At 74.7% G+C, this 15,687-nt stretch carries 17 protein-coding genes; 10 read left to right on the plus strand and 7 right to left on the minus strand.

The window, feature by feature from the left end; all coding sequences use genetic code 11:
• Positions 1 to 4: 4 nt before the first annotated feature.
• From Sya03_RS28965 to Sya03_RS28985, 5 genes are read right to left on the minus strand one after another with little or no spacing between them, the layout of a single operon-like run.
• Positions 5 to 1,339, minus strand: a complete 1,335-nt coding sequence (locus Sya03_RS28965; protein WP_203941622.1) for an ATP-binding protein — start codon at positions 1,337 to 1,339, stop codon at positions 5 to 7.
• The gene (locus Sya03_RS28970; protein WP_203941623.1) at positions 1,336 to 2,358 is read right to left on the minus strand and encodes an ATP-binding SpoIIE family protein phosphatase; all 1,023 of its coding nucleotides are present in this window, start codon (positions 2,356 to 2,358) and stop codon (positions 1,336 to 1,338) included. Before Sya03_RS28970 ends, Sya03_RS28965 begins: the two co-directional genes overlap by 4 nt.
• Complete coding sequence (locus Sya03_RS28975; protein WP_203941624.1) at positions 2,355 to 2,759, minus strand: anti-sigma regulatory factor; 405 nt, start codon at positions 2,757 to 2,759, stop codon at positions 2,355 to 2,357. Before Sya03_RS28975 ends, Sya03_RS28970 begins: the two co-directional genes overlap by 4 nt.
• Positions 2,756 to 3,169, minus strand: coding sequence for an STAS domain-containing protein (locus Sya03_RS28980; protein WP_203941625.1), 414 nt, complete (start codon positions 3,167 to 3,169; stop codon positions 2,756 to 2,758). The genes Sya03_RS28975 and Sya03_RS28980 overlap by 4 nt, the downstream gene beginning before the upstream one ends.
• 1 nt (position 3,170) lies before the next feature.
• Complete coding sequence (locus tag Sya03_RS28985) at positions 3,171 to 4,031, minus strand: STAS domain-containing protein (protein ID WP_203941626.1); 861 nt, start codon at positions 4,029 to 4,031, stop codon at positions 3,171 to 3,173.
• A 184-nt stretch (positions 4,032 to 4,215) separates the two neighbouring features.
• Here Sya03_RS28985 and Sya03_RS28990 point away from each other — a divergent pair, with 184 nt between their 5' ends.
• The 4 genes from Sya03_RS28990 to Sya03_RS29005 all read left to right on the plus strand — a co-directional run bounded on the left by Sya03_RS28990 (position 4,216) and on the right by Sya03_RS29005 (position 5,806).
• The gene (locus Sya03_RS28990) at positions 4,216 to 4,569 is read left to right on the plus strand and encodes an STAS domain-containing protein (protein WP_203941627.1); all 354 of its coding nucleotides are present in this window, start codon (positions 4,216 to 4,218) and stop codon (positions 4,567 to 4,569) included.
• 106 nt (positions 4,570 to 4,675) lie between these two features.
• Positions 4,676 to 5,119: a large conductance mechanosensitive channel protein MscL gene (gene mscL, locus Sya03_RS28995; RefSeq protein WP_203941628.1), complete on the plus strand. Its 444-nt coding sequence runs from the start codon at positions 4,676 to 4,678 to the stop codon at positions 5,117 to 5,119.
• A 55-nt stretch (positions 5,120 to 5,174) separates the two neighbouring features.
• Positions 5,175 to 5,408 (plus strand): hypothetical protein, encoded by a 234-nt coding sequence (locus tag Sya03_RS29000; protein WP_203941629.1) that lies wholly within the window; start codon positions 5,175 to 5,177, stop codon positions 5,406 to 5,408.
• 83 nt (positions 5,409 to 5,491) lie between these two features.
• Positions 5,492 to 5,806, plus strand: coding sequence for a hypothetical protein (locus Sya03_RS29005; RefSeq protein ID WP_239107931.1), 315 nt, complete (start codon positions 5,492 to 5,494; stop codon positions 5,804 to 5,806).
• A 16-nt stretch (positions 5,807 to 5,822) separates the two neighbouring features.
• Here the strand turns inward: Sya03_RS29005 and Sya03_RS29010 are convergent, their stop codons facing one another.
• Positions 5,823 to 6,629, minus strand: coding sequence for a zf-HC2 domain-containing protein (locus tag Sya03_RS29010; protein ID WP_203941630.1), 807 nt, complete (start codon positions 6,627 to 6,629; stop codon positions 5,823 to 5,825).
• A gap of 113 nt (positions 6,630 to 6,742) precedes the next feature.
• On the opposite strand from Sya03_RS29010, the gene Sya03_RS29015 reads away from it, so the two are divergent.
• The 6 genes from Sya03_RS29015 (at position 6,743) to Sya03_RS29040 (ending at position 14,388) form a co-directional block, all read left to right on the plus strand.
• Positions 6,743 to 7,723, plus strand: a complete 981-nt coding sequence (locus Sya03_RS29015) for an ATP-binding cassette domain-containing protein (protein ID WP_203941631.1) — start codon at positions 6,743 to 6,745, stop codon at positions 7,721 to 7,723.
• Positions 7,720 to 8,562: an ABC transporter permease gene (locus Sya03_RS29020; protein ID WP_203941632.1), complete on the plus strand. Its 843-nt coding sequence runs from the start codon at positions 7,720 to 7,722 to the stop codon at positions 8,560 to 8,562. The genes Sya03_RS29015 and Sya03_RS29020 overlap by 4 nt, the downstream gene beginning before the upstream one ends.
• A 586-nt stretch (positions 8,563 to 9,148) precedes the next feature.
• Positions 9,149 to 10,570: a DEAD/DEAH box helicase gene (locus tag Sya03_RS29025; RefSeq protein WP_239107932.1), complete on the plus strand. Its 1,422-nt coding sequence runs from the start codon at positions 9,149 to 9,151 to the stop codon at positions 10,568 to 10,570.
• A 102-nt stretch (positions 10,571 to 10,672) separates the two neighbouring features.
• Positions 10,673 to 11,515: a MerR family transcriptional regulator gene (locus Sya03_RS31425; RefSeq protein ID WP_239107933.1), complete on the plus strand. Its 843-nt coding sequence runs from the start codon at positions 10,673 to 10,675 to the stop codon at positions 11,513 to 11,515.
• A 75-nt stretch (positions 11,516 to 11,590) separates the two neighbouring features.
• Entirely contained in the window at positions 11,591 to 14,008 is a 2,418-nt protein-coding gene (locus Sya03_RS29035; protein WP_203941634.1) for a VIT domain-containing protein, read from the plus strand.
• 74 nt (positions 14,009 to 14,082) lie between these two features.
• Complete coding sequence (locus Sya03_RS29040; protein ID WP_203941635.1) at positions 14,083 to 14,388, plus strand: SCO0607 family lipoprotein; 306 nt, start codon at positions 14,083 to 14,085, stop codon at positions 14,386 to 14,388.
• A 147-nt stretch (positions 14,389 to 14,535) separates the two neighbouring features.
• Here Sya03_RS29040 and Sya03_RS29045 read toward each other — a convergent pair whose 3' ends face one another.
• A complete protein-coding gene (locus Sya03_RS29045) occupies positions 14,536 to 15,609 on the minus strand; it encodes an EamA family transporter (protein WP_203941636.1) in 1,074 nt (357 codons plus the stop codon).
• Positions 15,610 to 15,687: the final 78 nt, after the last annotated feature.

Genomic DNA, 15,687 nt, shown 5'->3' on the forward strand with positions numbered 1-15,687 from the left:
TCTGCTACGCCTCCGGAAGGGTGACGGTGAACGTGCTGCCCACGCCCGGCGTGCTCTGGAGGGTGAGGGTGCCGCCGAGGATCGTGACCAGCCGGCGCGCGTACGGCAACCCCAGGCCGGTGCCGGTGCCGCGCGCCGTCACGCCCGACGGCACCTGGTAGAACTCCTCGAAGATGCGTTCCTGCAGCTCCTCGGGGATGCCCACGCCGGTGTCGGCGACGGTGAACACCGACCCGCGGGCGGACAGCCGCACCGACCCGCGCTCGGTGAACTTCAGCGCGTTCGTCATCAGGTTGCGCAGCACCCGGGCCAGCAGCACCTCGTCGGTGCGCAGCGTCACCGGGTCCGGGTCCTCGACGATCAGCTCGACCTCGGGCCGGGTCGCCAGGGCGCGCAGCGTGCCGCGCAGCTCGCCGAAGACCACCTTCAGGTCGACGTCGGAGATCTCCGGCTCGATCCGGCCGGCCTCCGCCTTCGCCAGGTCCAGCAGGTCATTGACCAGCGTCAGCAGGTCGGTGGCGGAGCCGCGGATCAGCTCCACCTGGCGGGACTGCTCCTCGGTCAGCGGGTCCGACGCCGAGTCGGTGAGCAGCCGGCCGAGCCCGATGATCGCGGTGACCGGGGCGCGCAGCTCGTGGCTGACGTTCGCCAGGAACCGGCTCTTGGCCTCGCTGGCGGCGCGCAGCTGCACCGACTTCTCGTCCAGCTCGCCGTAGAGGGCCACCACGCCGCGGTTCGTCTCCTCCAGCTCGTCGGACAGCTGGTGGTACAGCGCCATCACGCCGCGGTTGGTCTCCTCCAGCTCGGCGTTCAGCCGGGCCAGCTCGTCGCGCTGGGCCCGCACCTCGTCGAGCGCGGCGATGAGCTGCTCGTTCTGGTCCGCCAGCTCCTCCAGCGGCGAACCCGGCGCCAGGTGGGCCAGCTCGTCGCGGATCTCGTCCAAACGTTTGCGGGTCAAGGGCGGCGCCTGTGTCGGCAGCCGGCGAGACAACCGGACGACTGTCCCGAACCGGGCATCCGACACCTCCAGCGAATCCACGAGCCGGCGCACCGGCGCCGTACCCTGCGTCACCGCGTCCGGCGCCGCCGCCGGACTGACCATCACCACCCACAGAGTAGGTGGGTTCGCCCCGTCCGGCAGGAAGGCGATGTCGGCCGCGCCGCCCGCGGCGAGCAGCACGCGGCCGATCTCGCTCAGCGCCGTCGCGAACCGGGTCTGGTCCTGCCGTTCGAGGCCGACCGCGCGGGCCACCTCGCGGCCGAGCTTGCGGGCGACGAAGATGTCCGGCTCGGCGCGCACCCGCACCTGCAGCAGCGGCTCGCCGCCCGACGGCGTCACGCCAGGGTCCCGGCCCGGGCGACCAGCACGCACGCGTCGTCGCGGCGGGTGCCGGCGTCACGCAGCAGCGTCGCCGCGATCAGCTGGGGGCTGCGCGACGCCAGCCCCGGGTAGACGGCCAGGTCCCACCGGTCGACGACGCCGTCGGAGTGCATGACCAGCACCGCGCCGGGCGCCAGCTCGTACTCGTACTCCCGGACCTGCCGGCGCTGGTGGCCCGCGATGCCCGGCAGCGACACCAGCCCGCGGCGCTGGCCGCCGGGCGGCACGATGGTGCCGCCGATGTTGCCCAGGCCGGCGTAGCGCAGCACGCCGTCGCCCGGCTCCGCGACCGCCAGCGCGGCGCCGCGGGTGTGCCGCATGCTGCGGTGCAGGTGCTCGACCACCGCGGCCGGCGGCCCCGCCGGCGCGGTGTGGAAGGCGGCGACGGCCGCCTGGGTGGCCGCCGCGGCCAGCGGGCCGTGCCCGAGGCCGTCGCACACCAGCACCTGCCGGCGGCCGCCGGCCTCGCGCGTGGCGTAGCCGTCGCCGCTGACCGTCTCGCCGGTCAGCGGCCGGGTGAGGCCGGCCGCCCACGCCGGGGGCGGCACCTCGCCGGGCCAGACCTGCGCGGCCAGCACGGTTCCCTTCCCGGGTACGGAGTGCAGGTCGCACCAGGACGCCAGGCGCGCCACCGCACCCAGCCCGATGCCGAGCGTGCCCGAGGTGGAGTGGCCGTCGTTCAGCGACCGCTCGACGTCGGCCATGCCCGGCCCGCTGTCGGCGGCGATCAGCTCGACGCCCGCCTGCCCGGCGGTCCGCACCGGCCGCAGCACGAGCACCCCCTGGTCGGCGTGCTTGACCAGGTTGCCGGCCACCTCGGCGGCCACGATCGCCAGGTCGTTCGCGCGGGCCTCCGGCAGGCCCAGCTCGGCGGCGACGCGCTCGGCGGCGCGGCGCACGGCCGCGGCGGTGCTGCTCGCCTCCACCCGGAACCACAGGCCGGACTCGGCGAGTCCCTCGTCCGGCGCCAGGCTCATCGACACCACTTGGTGACCGTGATGCTGGTGCCGCGCCCGGGTTCGGTGTCGATGTCGAACTCGTCGACGAGCCGGCGCGCGCCGCTCAGCCCGAGCCCGAGGCCGCCGCCGGTGGTGTAGCCGTCGGTCAGCGCGAGGTTGACGTCGGCGATGCCGGGGCCGGAGTCGACGAAGGCGATGCGGATGCCGGCCCGGCGGCCGTTGTCGACGCGGTCCACCTCGACGGTGCCGCCGCCGCCGTAGACCAGGGTGTTGCGGGCCAGCTCGCTGGCGGCGGTGACCAGCTTGGTCTGGTCGACGAGCGACAGCTTCACCGCGACCGCGACCGTGCGGACGAGCTGCCGCACCCGGACCACGTCCTGGTCGGAGGCCACGGTGAGCCGCTGCGGCTCGGCGTTCATGACGCGGCGGCCACGGTCTCGTCGTCCTCGCCGGCGTCGCCGCCGCCCTCGGCCTCGAACCGCGCCCGGGCGAGCAGCGCCATGCCGAGCTCGACGTTCAGGGCGGTGCGGATGCCCGGCAGGGACAGGCCCAGCTCGACCAGGGTGATGGCCACGGCGGGCCGCATGCCGACGACGACCGTCTCGGCGTCGAGCACCTTGGAGATGCCGGCGATGGTGGCCAGCATCCGGCCGACGAACGAGTCGACGATGTCGAGGGCGCTGATGTCGATGATGACGCCGCGGCAGCCCGTGGCGACGATCTTGTCGGCCAGGTCCTCCTGGAGGTTCAGCGCGGTCTGGTCCTCCATGTCGACCTGGATGGAGACCAGCAGCATGTCGCCGATCTTGAGAACCGGCACGCGCTCCACGTCAGCCGTCCTTGCGGCCGTTGCGGCGGGTGTCCACGCCCGACAGGCGCAGGACGTGCCGCAGGGCGTCGGCCAGGCTCGCCTTCGTGGCGATGTCGCCGAACTCGATGCCGAGCGCCACGATCGTCTGGGCGATCTGCGGCCGGATGCCGGAGATGATGCAGTCGGCGCCCATCAGCCGGGCGGCCACCACCGTCTTCAGCAGGTGCTGGGCGACCTGCGTGTCGACCGCCGGCACGCCGGTGATGTCGATGATCGCGTACGGCGAGCCGGTGGTGACCAGCGCGTCGAGCAGCCGCTCCATGACGACCTGGGCGCGGGCCGAGTCGAGCGTGCCGACCAGCGGCACGGCGACGACGCCCTCCCACAGCTTCACGACCGGGGTGGCCAGCTCGAGCAGCTCCTCCGCCTGGTCGGCGATCAGCTCCTCGCGGGCCGCCGCGTAACTCGCGAAGGTGAACAGGCCCAGCTCGTCGATGAGGGCCGAGAAGGCGATGAAGTCGCGCAGCGTGCCGGCGTCGGCCTGCCGTGCGTCCATGGCGGCGAGCAGGGCGTCCTTGAGCGCGAAGACGCTGACGGCCGTCTCGGTGGAGGTGAAGCCCTGCCGGGCCCGGCTGCGCGACAGCTCGGACAGCACGGCGCGCAGCTCCGCCGCGTTCGGGTCCTCGACCGTGCCCGCACCGCCGTCGAGCGCCTCGCTCAGCGCCCGGAACAGCTCCTCGATCTGGCGGTTCAGCTCGGTCTGGCTGAGCCGCCCGCGCAGGCCGTCGGCAACCCGGTGCGACCAGCTCTCGACGAGCGCGGCCTCGTGCTCCTTGAGGAAGCCCGCGAAGCGGCCGATCTCGTCCGTACCCAGCGCCATCGGTGTCTCCTCCGCCTTGTCACGGGCCAGGGAAAACCGTAGCCGGACGACGCGCGGACTCTATCACCGGGCGCAATCGATCACTTGTCGTGCGGCAACTAACATCGCCGTGGCAGATGATCCTCCCCGTCCGGCGGTGGACGGCCGCCGTGGAGTACCTTTCTCGATGACAGGAGGTCGTCCGATGTCTTTGACCGTGCAGACGGAGCAGCGCGCCGACGTGGTGGTGGTGTCGGTGGCGGGCGAGCTCGACATGGCCACGGCCCCGCGCCTGCAGGACCAGATCACTGACCTGCTGGAGAAGGGCCGCACCCGCCTGGTCTTCGACCTGGCCGAGGTGTCGTTCTGCGACTCCACCGGGCTCAGCGTCTTCGTCCGGGCCAAGAACAGCACCGACGAGGCCGGCGGCGTCGTCCGGCTCGCCGCCCCGCAGCGCGGCGTGCTGCGCATCCTCGAGGTCAGCGGCCTGGTCGAGGTGCTGCGCACCTACCCGACGGTCGACGAGGCCGTGACGGCACAGGAGCCCGCCCTCGACTGAGGCCGGGCCCTCCCCCTGCGCGGCCCGTTCGGCATAGTTTGTCGTCGACCGGTCGAGGGAACCGCGGTGCTCGCCCTCGATCCCCACGGCTCTCGCAGGAGTGCAGATGCTCAAAGGCTTCAAAGACTTCATCATGCGCGGCAACGTCGTCGACCTGGCGGTCGGTGTCGTCATCGGCGCGGCGTTCACAGCGGTCGTCACCGGCTTCACCAACGCGTTCCTCAAGCCGCTGATCCAGCTGCTGGGCGGCGGCACGGGCGTCGGTGCGGGCTCGTGGGACGTCGACGGCGTCAAGTTCGACTACGCCACCTTCATCAACGCCGTGATCACCTTCCTGCTCACCGCCGCGGTGATCTACTTCCTCGTCGTCTACCCGCTGAACCGGCTCGCCGAGCGCCGCAAGCGCGGCGAGGAGCCGCCGCCCTCCGCGCCCAGCGAGGAGGTCAAGCTGCTCACCGAGATCCGCGACGCGCTCGTCGGCGCCCAGCTGTCCGGCGACCGCCGGTCCGCCCTCGACGACGTGCTGAACCGGGAACGCCGCGAGCAGTAGAAACGTCGCCGTGCCCCGCACCCGTTCGAACACATGTTCGATTAGAGTGCGGGGCATGGAACAGCGCAAGCACTGGTGGAACGGCAAGTGGGGCCGCGCGGTCCGCAAGGACGTCTACCTGCGGACCAACGGCGATCAGTGGTACGTCGAGCAGCGCGCCGGCGGCGCGGACGGCGTCTCCCACTTCTTCGAGTACGACAGCGAGGACGCCGCCCTCGACACCGTCCGCGCGCTGCTCGTCGGCGCCGACGACTGGCGGGAGCTGAGCCCCCGCCCGCCGGGCGTCTGACGCGCCCCGCCGGGACATGTGTAGCCGTCCGCCGGACGGGGAACGCCGGGATCATGCATCCGCACACCTCGAACGTTCCGGGCATGCCCACCGAGCCCGACCCCCTGGCGCAGGTCAACGACGGGATGACCGTGTTCGACGTCGCCGGGGAGAAGGTCGGCACCGTCACCGCCGTCCAGACGCCGGGCACCGACGTCCGGCCCGAGCTGGTCGCCGGCCAGGCCGAGGGCTACATGGCCGACGGCTACCTGCGCGTCGACACCAGCGGCGTGCTCAGCGCCGACGCGTACGTCTCCGGCAGCGAGATCGCCGACGTCAGCGAGGTCGACGGCGGCGTCGTCACCCTGCGCGTCCCGAAGGAGCAGCTGCCCCGCGCGGGCCAGGGCGGCACGCCCTGACCTGCCCGTAGCGGCGTCACGCCGCCCGGCGCGGCGCGCGGGGCGACCCCGGTGCGGGGTGGCCGGCGCGGGCCGTCGCGGGCGGCGGCCCGCCGGGCAGCAGCCGCAGGCGCGGGCCGGGCTGCGGCTCCGGGGCCGCCTCGTGCTCGTCCGGGAACGTCGCGCGCCACGGCGCCGGCTCGCCGAGCCCGTCGCGCGGGTCCGCCGGGCCGGCCGGGCGCCGGTTGAGCGCCACCACCAGGGCGTAGCCCGCCAGCACGAAACCGTGGCTGACCAGGCGCTGCACGTCCACCCGGCCGGTCGTGAGGTCGTTGAGCGACAGCAGCACCAGCATCGCCACGAACGCCGTCAGCATCGGCACCAGGCCGGTCGGGCGGCTGCGCCGCAGCGCGACGAGCAGGAAGCCCGCGCCCAGCGCCACGTTCCACGCGGCCGACTCGTGCCACAGGTGACCCGCGGTCGCCGTGAGGCCGGCGCCCGCGTGCGAGTGCGCGCCCGTCGTACCCCCGCCGACCTGGGCCAGGCCCAGGACCAGCTGGACGGCCCCGACCAGGCCGAGCGCCGCGTAGAGGGCGGTCACCAGGCGGCGCGGGCGCCGCGGCGCCGCCGCCGGCGGCAGCGCGGCCAGGATCGCCGCGCTCAGGTCCGGCGGCGTGACCGCCGGCCCGGTCCGGGTGAGCCGGTTGACGGCCGCCGCCCGGTCCAGCCACTGCCGGCAGTCCGCGCAGCCGGCCAGGTGCGCGTCGACGTCGTCCCGGCGGGCCGGGTCGTCCTCGCCGTCGAGCTGCGCCGACAGCAGATCACGCCAGTCATCACACCGCATGGTCCTATGGTCGCGCGGCGGGCCCCGCTGGTTCCCGCCGGTAAACCGCTTGTCTTGTCGTACCCCGGTTGCAGAATGAGGGCGTCCTGTCGGCTACGGAAGGCGCTGTGGCGATGAGCGACCGCACCACCGGTCCCGCGATCGAGACCTCCGGGCTGGTGAAGACGTTCGGCGACAACCGCGCCGTCGACGGCGTCGACCTGACCGTGCCCGCCGGCTCGGTCTACGGCGTCCTCGGCCCCAACGGCGCCGGCAAGACCACCGTCGTGCGCATGCTGGCCACGCTGCTGCGCCCCGACGGCGGCGAGGCCCGCGTGTTCGGCCACGACGTGGTGCGCGAGGCCGCCGAGGTGCGCCGCCGGGTCAGCCTGACCGGCCAGTACGCCTCCGTCGACGAGGACCTGACCGGCTCGGAGAACCTCCAGCTGCTCGCCCGCCTGCTCGGCCACCGCAAACCCGCCGCCCGGGAACGCGCGGCCGAGCTGCTCGCCGCGTTCGGGCTCACCGAGGCCGCCGACCGCCAGGTCAAGAAGTACTCGGGCGGCATGCGGCGGCGCATCGACATCGCCGCCAGCATCCTCAACACGCCCGACCTGCTGTTCCTCGACGAGCCCACCACCGGCCTCGACCCGCGCAGCCGCAACCAGGTGTGGGACATCATCCGCGAGGTCGTCGCCCACGGCACCACCGTGCTGCTCACCACCCAGTACCTCGACGAGGCCGACCGGCTCGCCTCCCGCATCGCCGTCATCGACCACGGCAGGGTGATCGCCGAGGGCACCCCCGGCCAGCTCAAGAGCTCCGTCGGCGCGGGCAGCGTGCACGTCCGCCTGCGCGACCCGCACCGCCGCGCCGAGGCCGCCCGCATCCTCGCCGACGCCCTCGCCGGCGACGTGCAGCTCGACGCCGACCCGGTCGCGCTCGCCGCCCGCGCCGGCGCCCACGGCAGCGACCGCGGCGCCGCCGAACAGGCCTCCGCCGCCCTCGCCGCCCTGGCGGCCGCCGGCATCGTCGTCGACGACTTCTCCCTCGGCCAGCCCAGCCTGGACGAGGTCTTCCTGGCCCTCACCGCCCGCACGGAGGTACCGGCGTGAGCACCGTCGCGGACAACACCACCGTCACCGAGGCGCCCGTCGCCGACCTCACCAACGTGCTGGCGCGCGGGCCCCGCCCCAAGCGCCCCAGCGCCTGGTCCGCGTCCGTCACGTTCGGCTGGCGCGCCGTGCTGAAGATCAAGCACGTCCCCGAGCAGCTGTTCGACGTGACGGCGTTCCCGATCATCATGGTGCTGCTGTTCACGTACCTGTTCGGCGGCGCGCTCGCCGGCTCGCCGCGCGAGTACATCCAGTTCCTGCTGCCCGGCATCATGGTGACCAGCGTCGTCATGATCACCATGTACACGGGCGTCGGCGTCAACACCGACATCGAGAAGGGCGTCTTCGACCGCTTCCGCACCCTGCCCGTGTGGCGCCCCGCGGCCCTGGTCGGCGCCATCTTCGGCGACATGCTGCGCTACGCCATCGCGTCGCTGGTCATCCTCGGCATCGGCCTGGCCCTCGGCTTCCGCCCCGCCGGCGGCGTCCTCGGGGTGGCGGCCGGCATCGCCCTGCTCATCCTGTTCTCGTTCGCGTTCTCGTGGATCTGGACGATGTTCGGCCTGCTGCTGCGCTCGGAGAAGTCCGTGATGGGCGTCAGCATGCTGGTCATCTTCCCGCTGACGTTCCTCAGCAACGTGTACGTGCAGCCCAGCACCATGCCCGACGTGCTGGAGGCCTTCGTCCAGGCGAACCCCGTCACCCGGCTGGTCACCGCCGTGCGCACGCTCATGGACGGCGGCTGGAACACCGGCGAGGTGCTGTGGGTTGTGGTGGCCAGCGCTGTTCTCGTGGCCGTCTTCGGCACGCTGACCATGCGCCTGTACAACCGCCGCTGATCATGTGAGGTGCGTAGCCACCCGTGATCGCGGTAGTGTAGGGCGGTGCGGGCTGGAGGTTCCGGTCCCTGACGGTCCGGTCTCGGCCCCGCCCGCCCTCGTCTGACGTCGCCGTCACGTGCCGCGACCCAACGGTCAGCGCCGTCCGGCTGACTCACCTCTACGTTCGGAGAACCGCATGGCGGCCCGCCGCCCTCGAAACAACACGCTGTCGCCCGCCGCTTCCCCGGAAGCCCGCTCGGACGACCACCGCACCCTCTCCTTCACCGCGCCCGCCGTGACTCGCACTTCGGGCGCCGATGCCGGCCGCGCTGCCGGCTCTGGCCGCTCCGCCGGCCGCGACTCGGGTCGCGTCGCCGGCCGCGACGCCGATCGTGTCGCGGGCCGTGATTCGGGCCGTGACGCCGGCCGGGCTTCCCTTTCTGCCCCTGTCTCCGCTTCTGCCCCGGCCTCCGGGGCGAGTGCCGAGGCCGCTGGGTCTGCGCCTTCCCGGTCGTCGCGGTCGCGCGGTCGCCGTGGCGGCGCCGCTGCCGTCTCGTCCGCCGCCTCCGCGCCGTCGGCGGCCTCCGCGCCGTCCGCCGCTCCCGTGGTCGACGCCGCTCCCGTCGCCGACGCTCCGGCCGCCGCCGAGGGCTCGTCGTTCGGTGACCTCGGGGTGCCCGCCGCCCTGGTCCAGGCCCTCGCGGCGCAGGGCGTGCACGCCCCGTTCCCGATCCAGACCGCCACGCTGCCCGACGCCCTGCGCGGCCGCGACGTCCTCGGCCGCGGCCGCACCGGCTCCGGCAAGACGTACGCGTTCGCCATCCCGGTGCTCGCCCGCCTCGCCGCGTCCGGCGCCCCGCGCCGCCCCGGCCGCCCGCGCGCGTTGATCCTGGCGCCCACCCGCGAGCTGGCCTCCCAGATCGACGCCAGCATCGCCCCGCTGGCCGCCGCCCTGAACCTGCGCACCCTCACCGTCTTCGGCGGCGTCGGCCCGCGCCCGCAGATCAACGCGCTCCGCGCCGGCGTCGACATCCTCATCGCCTGCCCGGGCCGCCTCGCCGACCACATGTCGAGCGGCGACGCCGCCCTCGACGCGGTCGAGATCACCGTGCTCGACGAGGCCGACCACATGGCCGACCTGGGCTTCCTGCCCGTGGTGAAGCGCCTGCTCGACGCCACCCCGGCCGGCACCCAGCGGCTGCTGTTCTCCGCCACCCTGGACGCCGGCATCGACGTCCTCGTCAAGCGGTACCTGTCGCGCCCGGTCACCCACAGCATCGACTCGCCGAAGAGCCCGGTCGCCACCATGACCCACCACGTGCTGCGCGTCCGCCGCGACGACCGCCTGCCCGTGCTGGTCGACCTGGCCGCCGCGCCCGGCCGCACCCTCGTGTTCACCCGCACCAAGTCCGGCGCCCGGCGCCTGACCAAGCAGCTGGTGGCCTCGGGCGTGCCGGCGGTCGAGCTGCACGGCAACCTCGCCCAGAACGCCCGCACCCGCAACCTCGCCGCGTTCTCCACCGGCGACGCGCACACGCTGGTCGCCACCGACATCGCCGCCCGCGGCATCCACGTCGACGACGTCAGCCTCGTCATCCACGCCGACCCGCCGGCTGAGCACAAGGCGTACCTGCACCGCTCGGGCCGCACCGCCCGCGCGGGCGCCGCCGGCACGGTCGTCACCCTGATGACCGAGGACCAGGCCGCGGACGTCCGCGCCCTGACCCGCCAGGCCGGCATCAACCCGACGGTCACCCCGCTGGGCCCGGGCGACGCCCTGCTCGCCCAGCTGGCCCCGGGCGAGCGCGTCTTCGTCACCCCGCCGCCCGCGGCCGCCCCGCAGCCGCAGGGCCGCCCGTCGTCGTCCACCGGCGGAGGCGGCGGTGGCCGCCGCCGCTCCGGCACGACCCGCTCCGCGTCCTCCCAGGGCAGCGGCTCCGGCCGCGGCGCCGCCCCGTCGGCCGCCCCGCGCAGCGCGGCGGCCTTCTCGGCCGGCACGCGCGTCGGCGGTCGCCGAGGGCGCTGACCCCGACCTCTCCACCAGTACGGCCGCGGCAGGCACACTACCGCGGCCGTTTCTGTCGGCGCATCTTGACAGTGTCACGGTGACAGTGTCAACGTTATGGGCGTGTGGACGATCGACGAACTGGTGGAGCGTGTCCGGGCGGCCCTGGAGGCCGAGTACCCGGGCGCGCCGAACGGCCGCGTCCGCGACGTGCCCGACCGCCGCGCCATCCGGTGGTACGCGACCACCGGCCTCATCGACCGGCCGACGATGCAGGGGCGCACCGCCCAGTACGGCATGCGGCACCTGCTGCAGCTCGTGGCCCTCAAGCGGCGGCAGGCGGCGGGGCTGACCCTCGCCGAGATCCAGGCGGAGCTGACCGGCGCCCCGAACCGCGCCCTCATCGACATCGCCCGCATCCCGCCGGGTCAGGTCCGGATCGCCGACGACTTCGGGGAGCCGGCGGCGGAGCCCGACCGGCCCCGGTTCTGGGCCGACGACGCCCCCGCGACCGTCGTTTCCTCCACCTCCCCGGCTGCGGCCGGGCCTGGCGGCACGGCGGGTGGGCGACCGCCGCGGAGAGGCTTCAGGGCCTCCGGGTCAGCGGCCGCGGCCGACACCGCGCCTGCCTCGGTCGCCGCCGGCGACTCCCCCGCCTCGGCCGCCGGCGGCGGCGCATGGCCCACCTCCGTCCATGTCGGAACCGACTCACCCGCCTCGACCGGGCCGTCGACCTCCACACCGCCCCCCTGGTCCCAGCACCCCACCGGGGCGGCGGCCGTCCCGCTCGGGGCCGTCGCTCTCGGCGGCGGGGCCGTGCTGCTCCTGCCCGGCCAGGCCGGCGAGGCCGACTGCGCCGCCATCGCCGAAGCCGCCCGCCCCCTCATGACCGAGCTACTGCACCGCGGCCTGCTCGCCCATCCGCCCGGAACGGAGCCGGACGGACGGGAACATCCCGCCGGCTGACGCGATCCAACAGACCACACCACGCAGGAACGACCACCCCGCACCGCACCGCGAACCGCCCGACAGGAGCTCGTCATGACCTTCTCCATCAGCCCGATGAGCCCGGCCGAACTCGACCGGGTGGGGCGCGCCGCGCCGGACTCCGGGCTCGGTGCGCTGCGGACCGAGCGCGGCAACCTGCCGCTCGACCGCCTCGACGTGCAGGCCGACATCACCGGCCTGGTCGGGCGGGTGCGGCTGACGACCGAGTTCGTCAACGTGTTCGACACGGCACTCGAGGCCACGTACGTCTTCCCGCTGCCGGACCGGGCGGCCGTGACCGGCATGACGATGACGGCGGACGGGCGCACCGTCGAGGCGGAGCTGCAGGAGCGGGGCGCCGCGCGGGAGGCGTACGCGGAGGCGGTGGCGAGCGGGCGGCGCGCGTCGATCGCCGAGGAGGAGCGGCCCGACGTGTTCACCATGCGGGTCGGCAACATCCTGCCCGGCGAGCGGGTGACCGTGGAGCTGCGCCTCGTCGGGCCGCTGGCGTGGGAGGACGGGGCGGCGACGTTCCGGTTCCCGCTGGTGGTGGCGCCGCGGTACGTGCCGGGCGTGCCGCTCGACGGGCCGTCCGTGGGCGACGGGTTCGTGCCGGACACGGACGCGGTGCCGGACGCGTCGCGGATCTCGCCGCCGGTGCTGCTGCCCGGCTTCCCGAACCCGCTGCGCCTGACGATCGGCGTGGGCATCGACGCGGGCGGGCTCGACCTGGGCGAAGTCCGGTCCAGCCTGCACACGGTCACCGCCGAGGGCGACCGGCTGACGATCACGCCGGGCGCACGGGCGGACCGCGACTTCGTGCTGCGGCTGCCGTACGCCGGTGACGGTTCGGCGGCGGTGTGCGCGCCCGACTCCGCCGGGGACGCCGAGGAGGGCACGTACCGGCTGACGGTGTTGCCGCCCGCGGACGCGGCGCCGGCCCGGCCGCGGGACGTGGTGCTGCTGCTCGACCGGTCGGGCAGCATGGGCGGCTGGTCGATGGTGGCGGCGCGGCGTGCGGCGGCCCGGATCGTCGACTCGCTGACGGCGGACGACCGCTTCTCGGTGGTGACGTTCGACGACCGGATCGACCACCCCGCCGATCTGGGCGCCGGGCTGGTGGCGGCGTCGGACCGGCACCGGTACCGCGCGGTCGAGCATCTGGCCCGGGTGGAGGCGCGCGGCGGCACCGTGCTGCTGGAACCGCTGCGCGCGGGCCTGCAGCTGCTCGGCGGCGGCGACGAGGCCGGCGGTGCGCGCGACCGGGTGCTGGTGCTGGTCACCGACGGGCAGGTCGGCAACGAGGACCAGATCCTGCGCGAGATCGCGCCGCTGGTGGGGCGCACGCGCGTGCACACGGTCGGCATCGACATGGCGGTCAACGCGGGCTTCCTGGCGCGGCTCGCGGCCGTCGGCGGCGGCCGGTGCGAGCTGGTCGAGAGCGAGGACCGGCTGGACGAGGCGATGGAGCACATCCAGCGGCGCATCGGCGCACCCCTGGTCACCGACCTGTCGCTGACGGCCGACGGGCTGTCCCTCGTGGACGACACGCGGACGCCGTCGAAGGCGGCCGCCATCTACCCGGGTGTGCCGCTGGTCGTCACGGGCCGCTACCGCGGCGCGGCCGCCGGGTCGCTGACGCTGCGCGGCCGCACCGCGGACGACCGGGACTGGTCGGCGACCGTCCCGGTGCAGCGCCGCGACGAGCCGGCGATCGCGCACCAGTGGGCCCGCGCGCACCTGCGCGACCTGGAGGACCGGTACGTGACGGGCAGCCGCGACCTGGCCGACCGCATCGTCGCGACGTCGCTGAAGCACGGCGTGCTGTGCCGCTTCACCGCGTTCGTCGCGGTCGACACGGAGGTCGTCGCCGACGGCACCCCGCACCGGGTGGTGCAGCCGGTGGAGATGCCGGCGGGCTGGGACATGCAGGCGCCGGCCGCGCCGTCGTTCGCCCCGATGGCGTACGCGGCCGCGCCGCCCGGCACGGCCCAGTTCACCACGAGCCTCGCGCCGATGGCCGCCCCGATGCCGATGGCGGCGGGCGGGCCGGTCGGCAGGCTCTGGGCCGCGGCGGCCCGCGCCGGCGCGCCCAAGCGCGGGGGCGCACCGACCCCGCCGCCCGGCGCGCGGCCGCACGCCGCCGCCCCGGACGACTCGCTGCGCCAGATCGTCGCGCTGGAGGCCGACCGCCTGCGCGCGGCGGCGGGCCAGGGCGTCGCCGAGAAGCGCCGCCTGGTCGCCGACCTGCTCAGCCGCCTGACCGTCCTGCTCGGCACCCCGGGCCAGGGCGCCGACGACAGTCCGGTCGTCAGGGCGCTCGAGCTGATGCGGCGGTCCGGCGAGATCGAGGCGAACTGGCCGGAGATCATCCGGCTGCTCGACGAGTACGCCGGCACGGGGCAGTCGCCCGCCACTCCCGCGCAGCCCCCGGCGGGCGAGGGGAAGCGGCGCGGGGCGTTCTGGCGCTGATCCCGCCGCCCACCGTGACCGGCCCGGGAGCCGCACCCGGGCCGGTGGTGGCGGGCTGCGGGGACACTGGCGGGATGAGACGGAACGGGTGGGCCGGGACGGCGCTGCGCTGGGCCGCCGCGGCCGCGGTCGTGACGGCCGCGACGGGCGCCGTCGCCGGATGCTTGGGGCCGGATGCGATCTGCCGGTCGGGCGAGTACCCGGTCAAGGCGGTGGGGAACACGACCGGCGCCGCGTGCGTGCCGGACGGGGAGGAGCCGCCCGCCGGGTACGTGCGGTATCCGGCCGGGAAGGAACCGCGGCACGTCGACGACAAGTGGGACCGCTACTGGCGGACGGTCGTCGTCGACGGCAACGGCGCCGTGGTGAGCGAGGGCTGACCCGCCGCGCGCCGCGGGTCACACATTCGGAGCCGGCAGCAGGCCGCCGGCGGTGGCGGGAGCCACGGCAGCTGCCGCCAGCACGCCGCCGGCAGTGAGAGCCACGGCAGACGCCGGCAGATCCGGCGTCCGCGCCGTGCCGGCGGACTACACCACCGTGCCGCCGGTCACGGACGCCAACCGGTCGGGCCGCGCCGCCGGCTCACCGCCCACGAACACCGCCTTCGGCCCCGGAGCACAGGCAGCCGGAGGCCTCTGCCCCAGCGCCGCGCCAGACGACGGCACGACCGCCACACCAGACGACGGCATGGCCGCCGCCGCACTCCCGCCCGGCGAAACCGCCGCACCGCCGGACACACCGTCCACAGTGCCCCGCCTGCGGACCGACACGTTCTGGCCCAGGATCAGCCCACCCAGCGCCACAACCATCCCCACCACCTGCACCACCGTCAGACTCTGACCCAGCACGACCCACCCGATCACCGTCGCGACCAGCGGTGACAGCAACCCGAGCAGGGACACCGACGCCGCCGGCAGGCGTTCCAGCCCGCGGAACCACAGCGTGTAGGCCAGCGCGGTGCCGACGAGGGACAGGTACGCGTACCCGGTGAGGTTGGTGGGGGTGAGCATGCGGGGCAGGCCTTCCGCGACCAGGGTCAGCGGCAGCAGCACCAGCCCGCCCGCGGTGAGCTGCCAGCCGGTGACGGTGAGCAGTGGGGCGGGCCGGCCCCAGCGCTTGGTGAGGACGAGGCCGAACGCCATGGACGCGGTGCCGAGGGTGCCGGCGGCGATGCCGATGGGGTCGAGGGTGGCCTGGGCGGTGAGGACGGTGAGGGCGACGCCGGCCGCGCCGGTGAGGCCGGCGAGGACGGTGCGCAGGGCGACGCGTTCGGTGAGGAGCAGGACGGTCAGGGCGGCGACGACCAGGGGCTGGGCGGCGCCGAGGACGGCGGCGACGCCGCCGGGGAGGCGGTACGCGGCGACGAACAGCAGGGCGAAGAAGGCGCCGATGTTGAGGGTGCCGAGGACGGCGGCGCGCCACCACCAGTCGCCCGTCGGGAGGCGGCGGGTGATGGCGAGGAGGAGCAGGCCGGCGGGGAGGGCGCGCAGGGTGCCGGCGAGGAGGGGGCGGTCGGGCGGGAGGAGTTCGGTGGTGACCGCGTACGTGCTGCCCCAGACGGCGGGGGTGACGGCGGTGACCAGCAGGACCGTGGACCGCATGAGAAACTCCTTCGACGGAAAGTATCTCGACGTAAAGAGAGTCTCTCCGCGATGCCTCCTTGTCAAGAAGCTTGATGT

This window comes from Spirilliplanes yamanashiensis, assembly GCF_016863475.1.
GTDB lineage: Bacteria > Actinomycetota > Actinomycetes > Mycobacteriales > Micromonosporaceae > Spirilliplanes > Spirilliplanes yamanashiensis.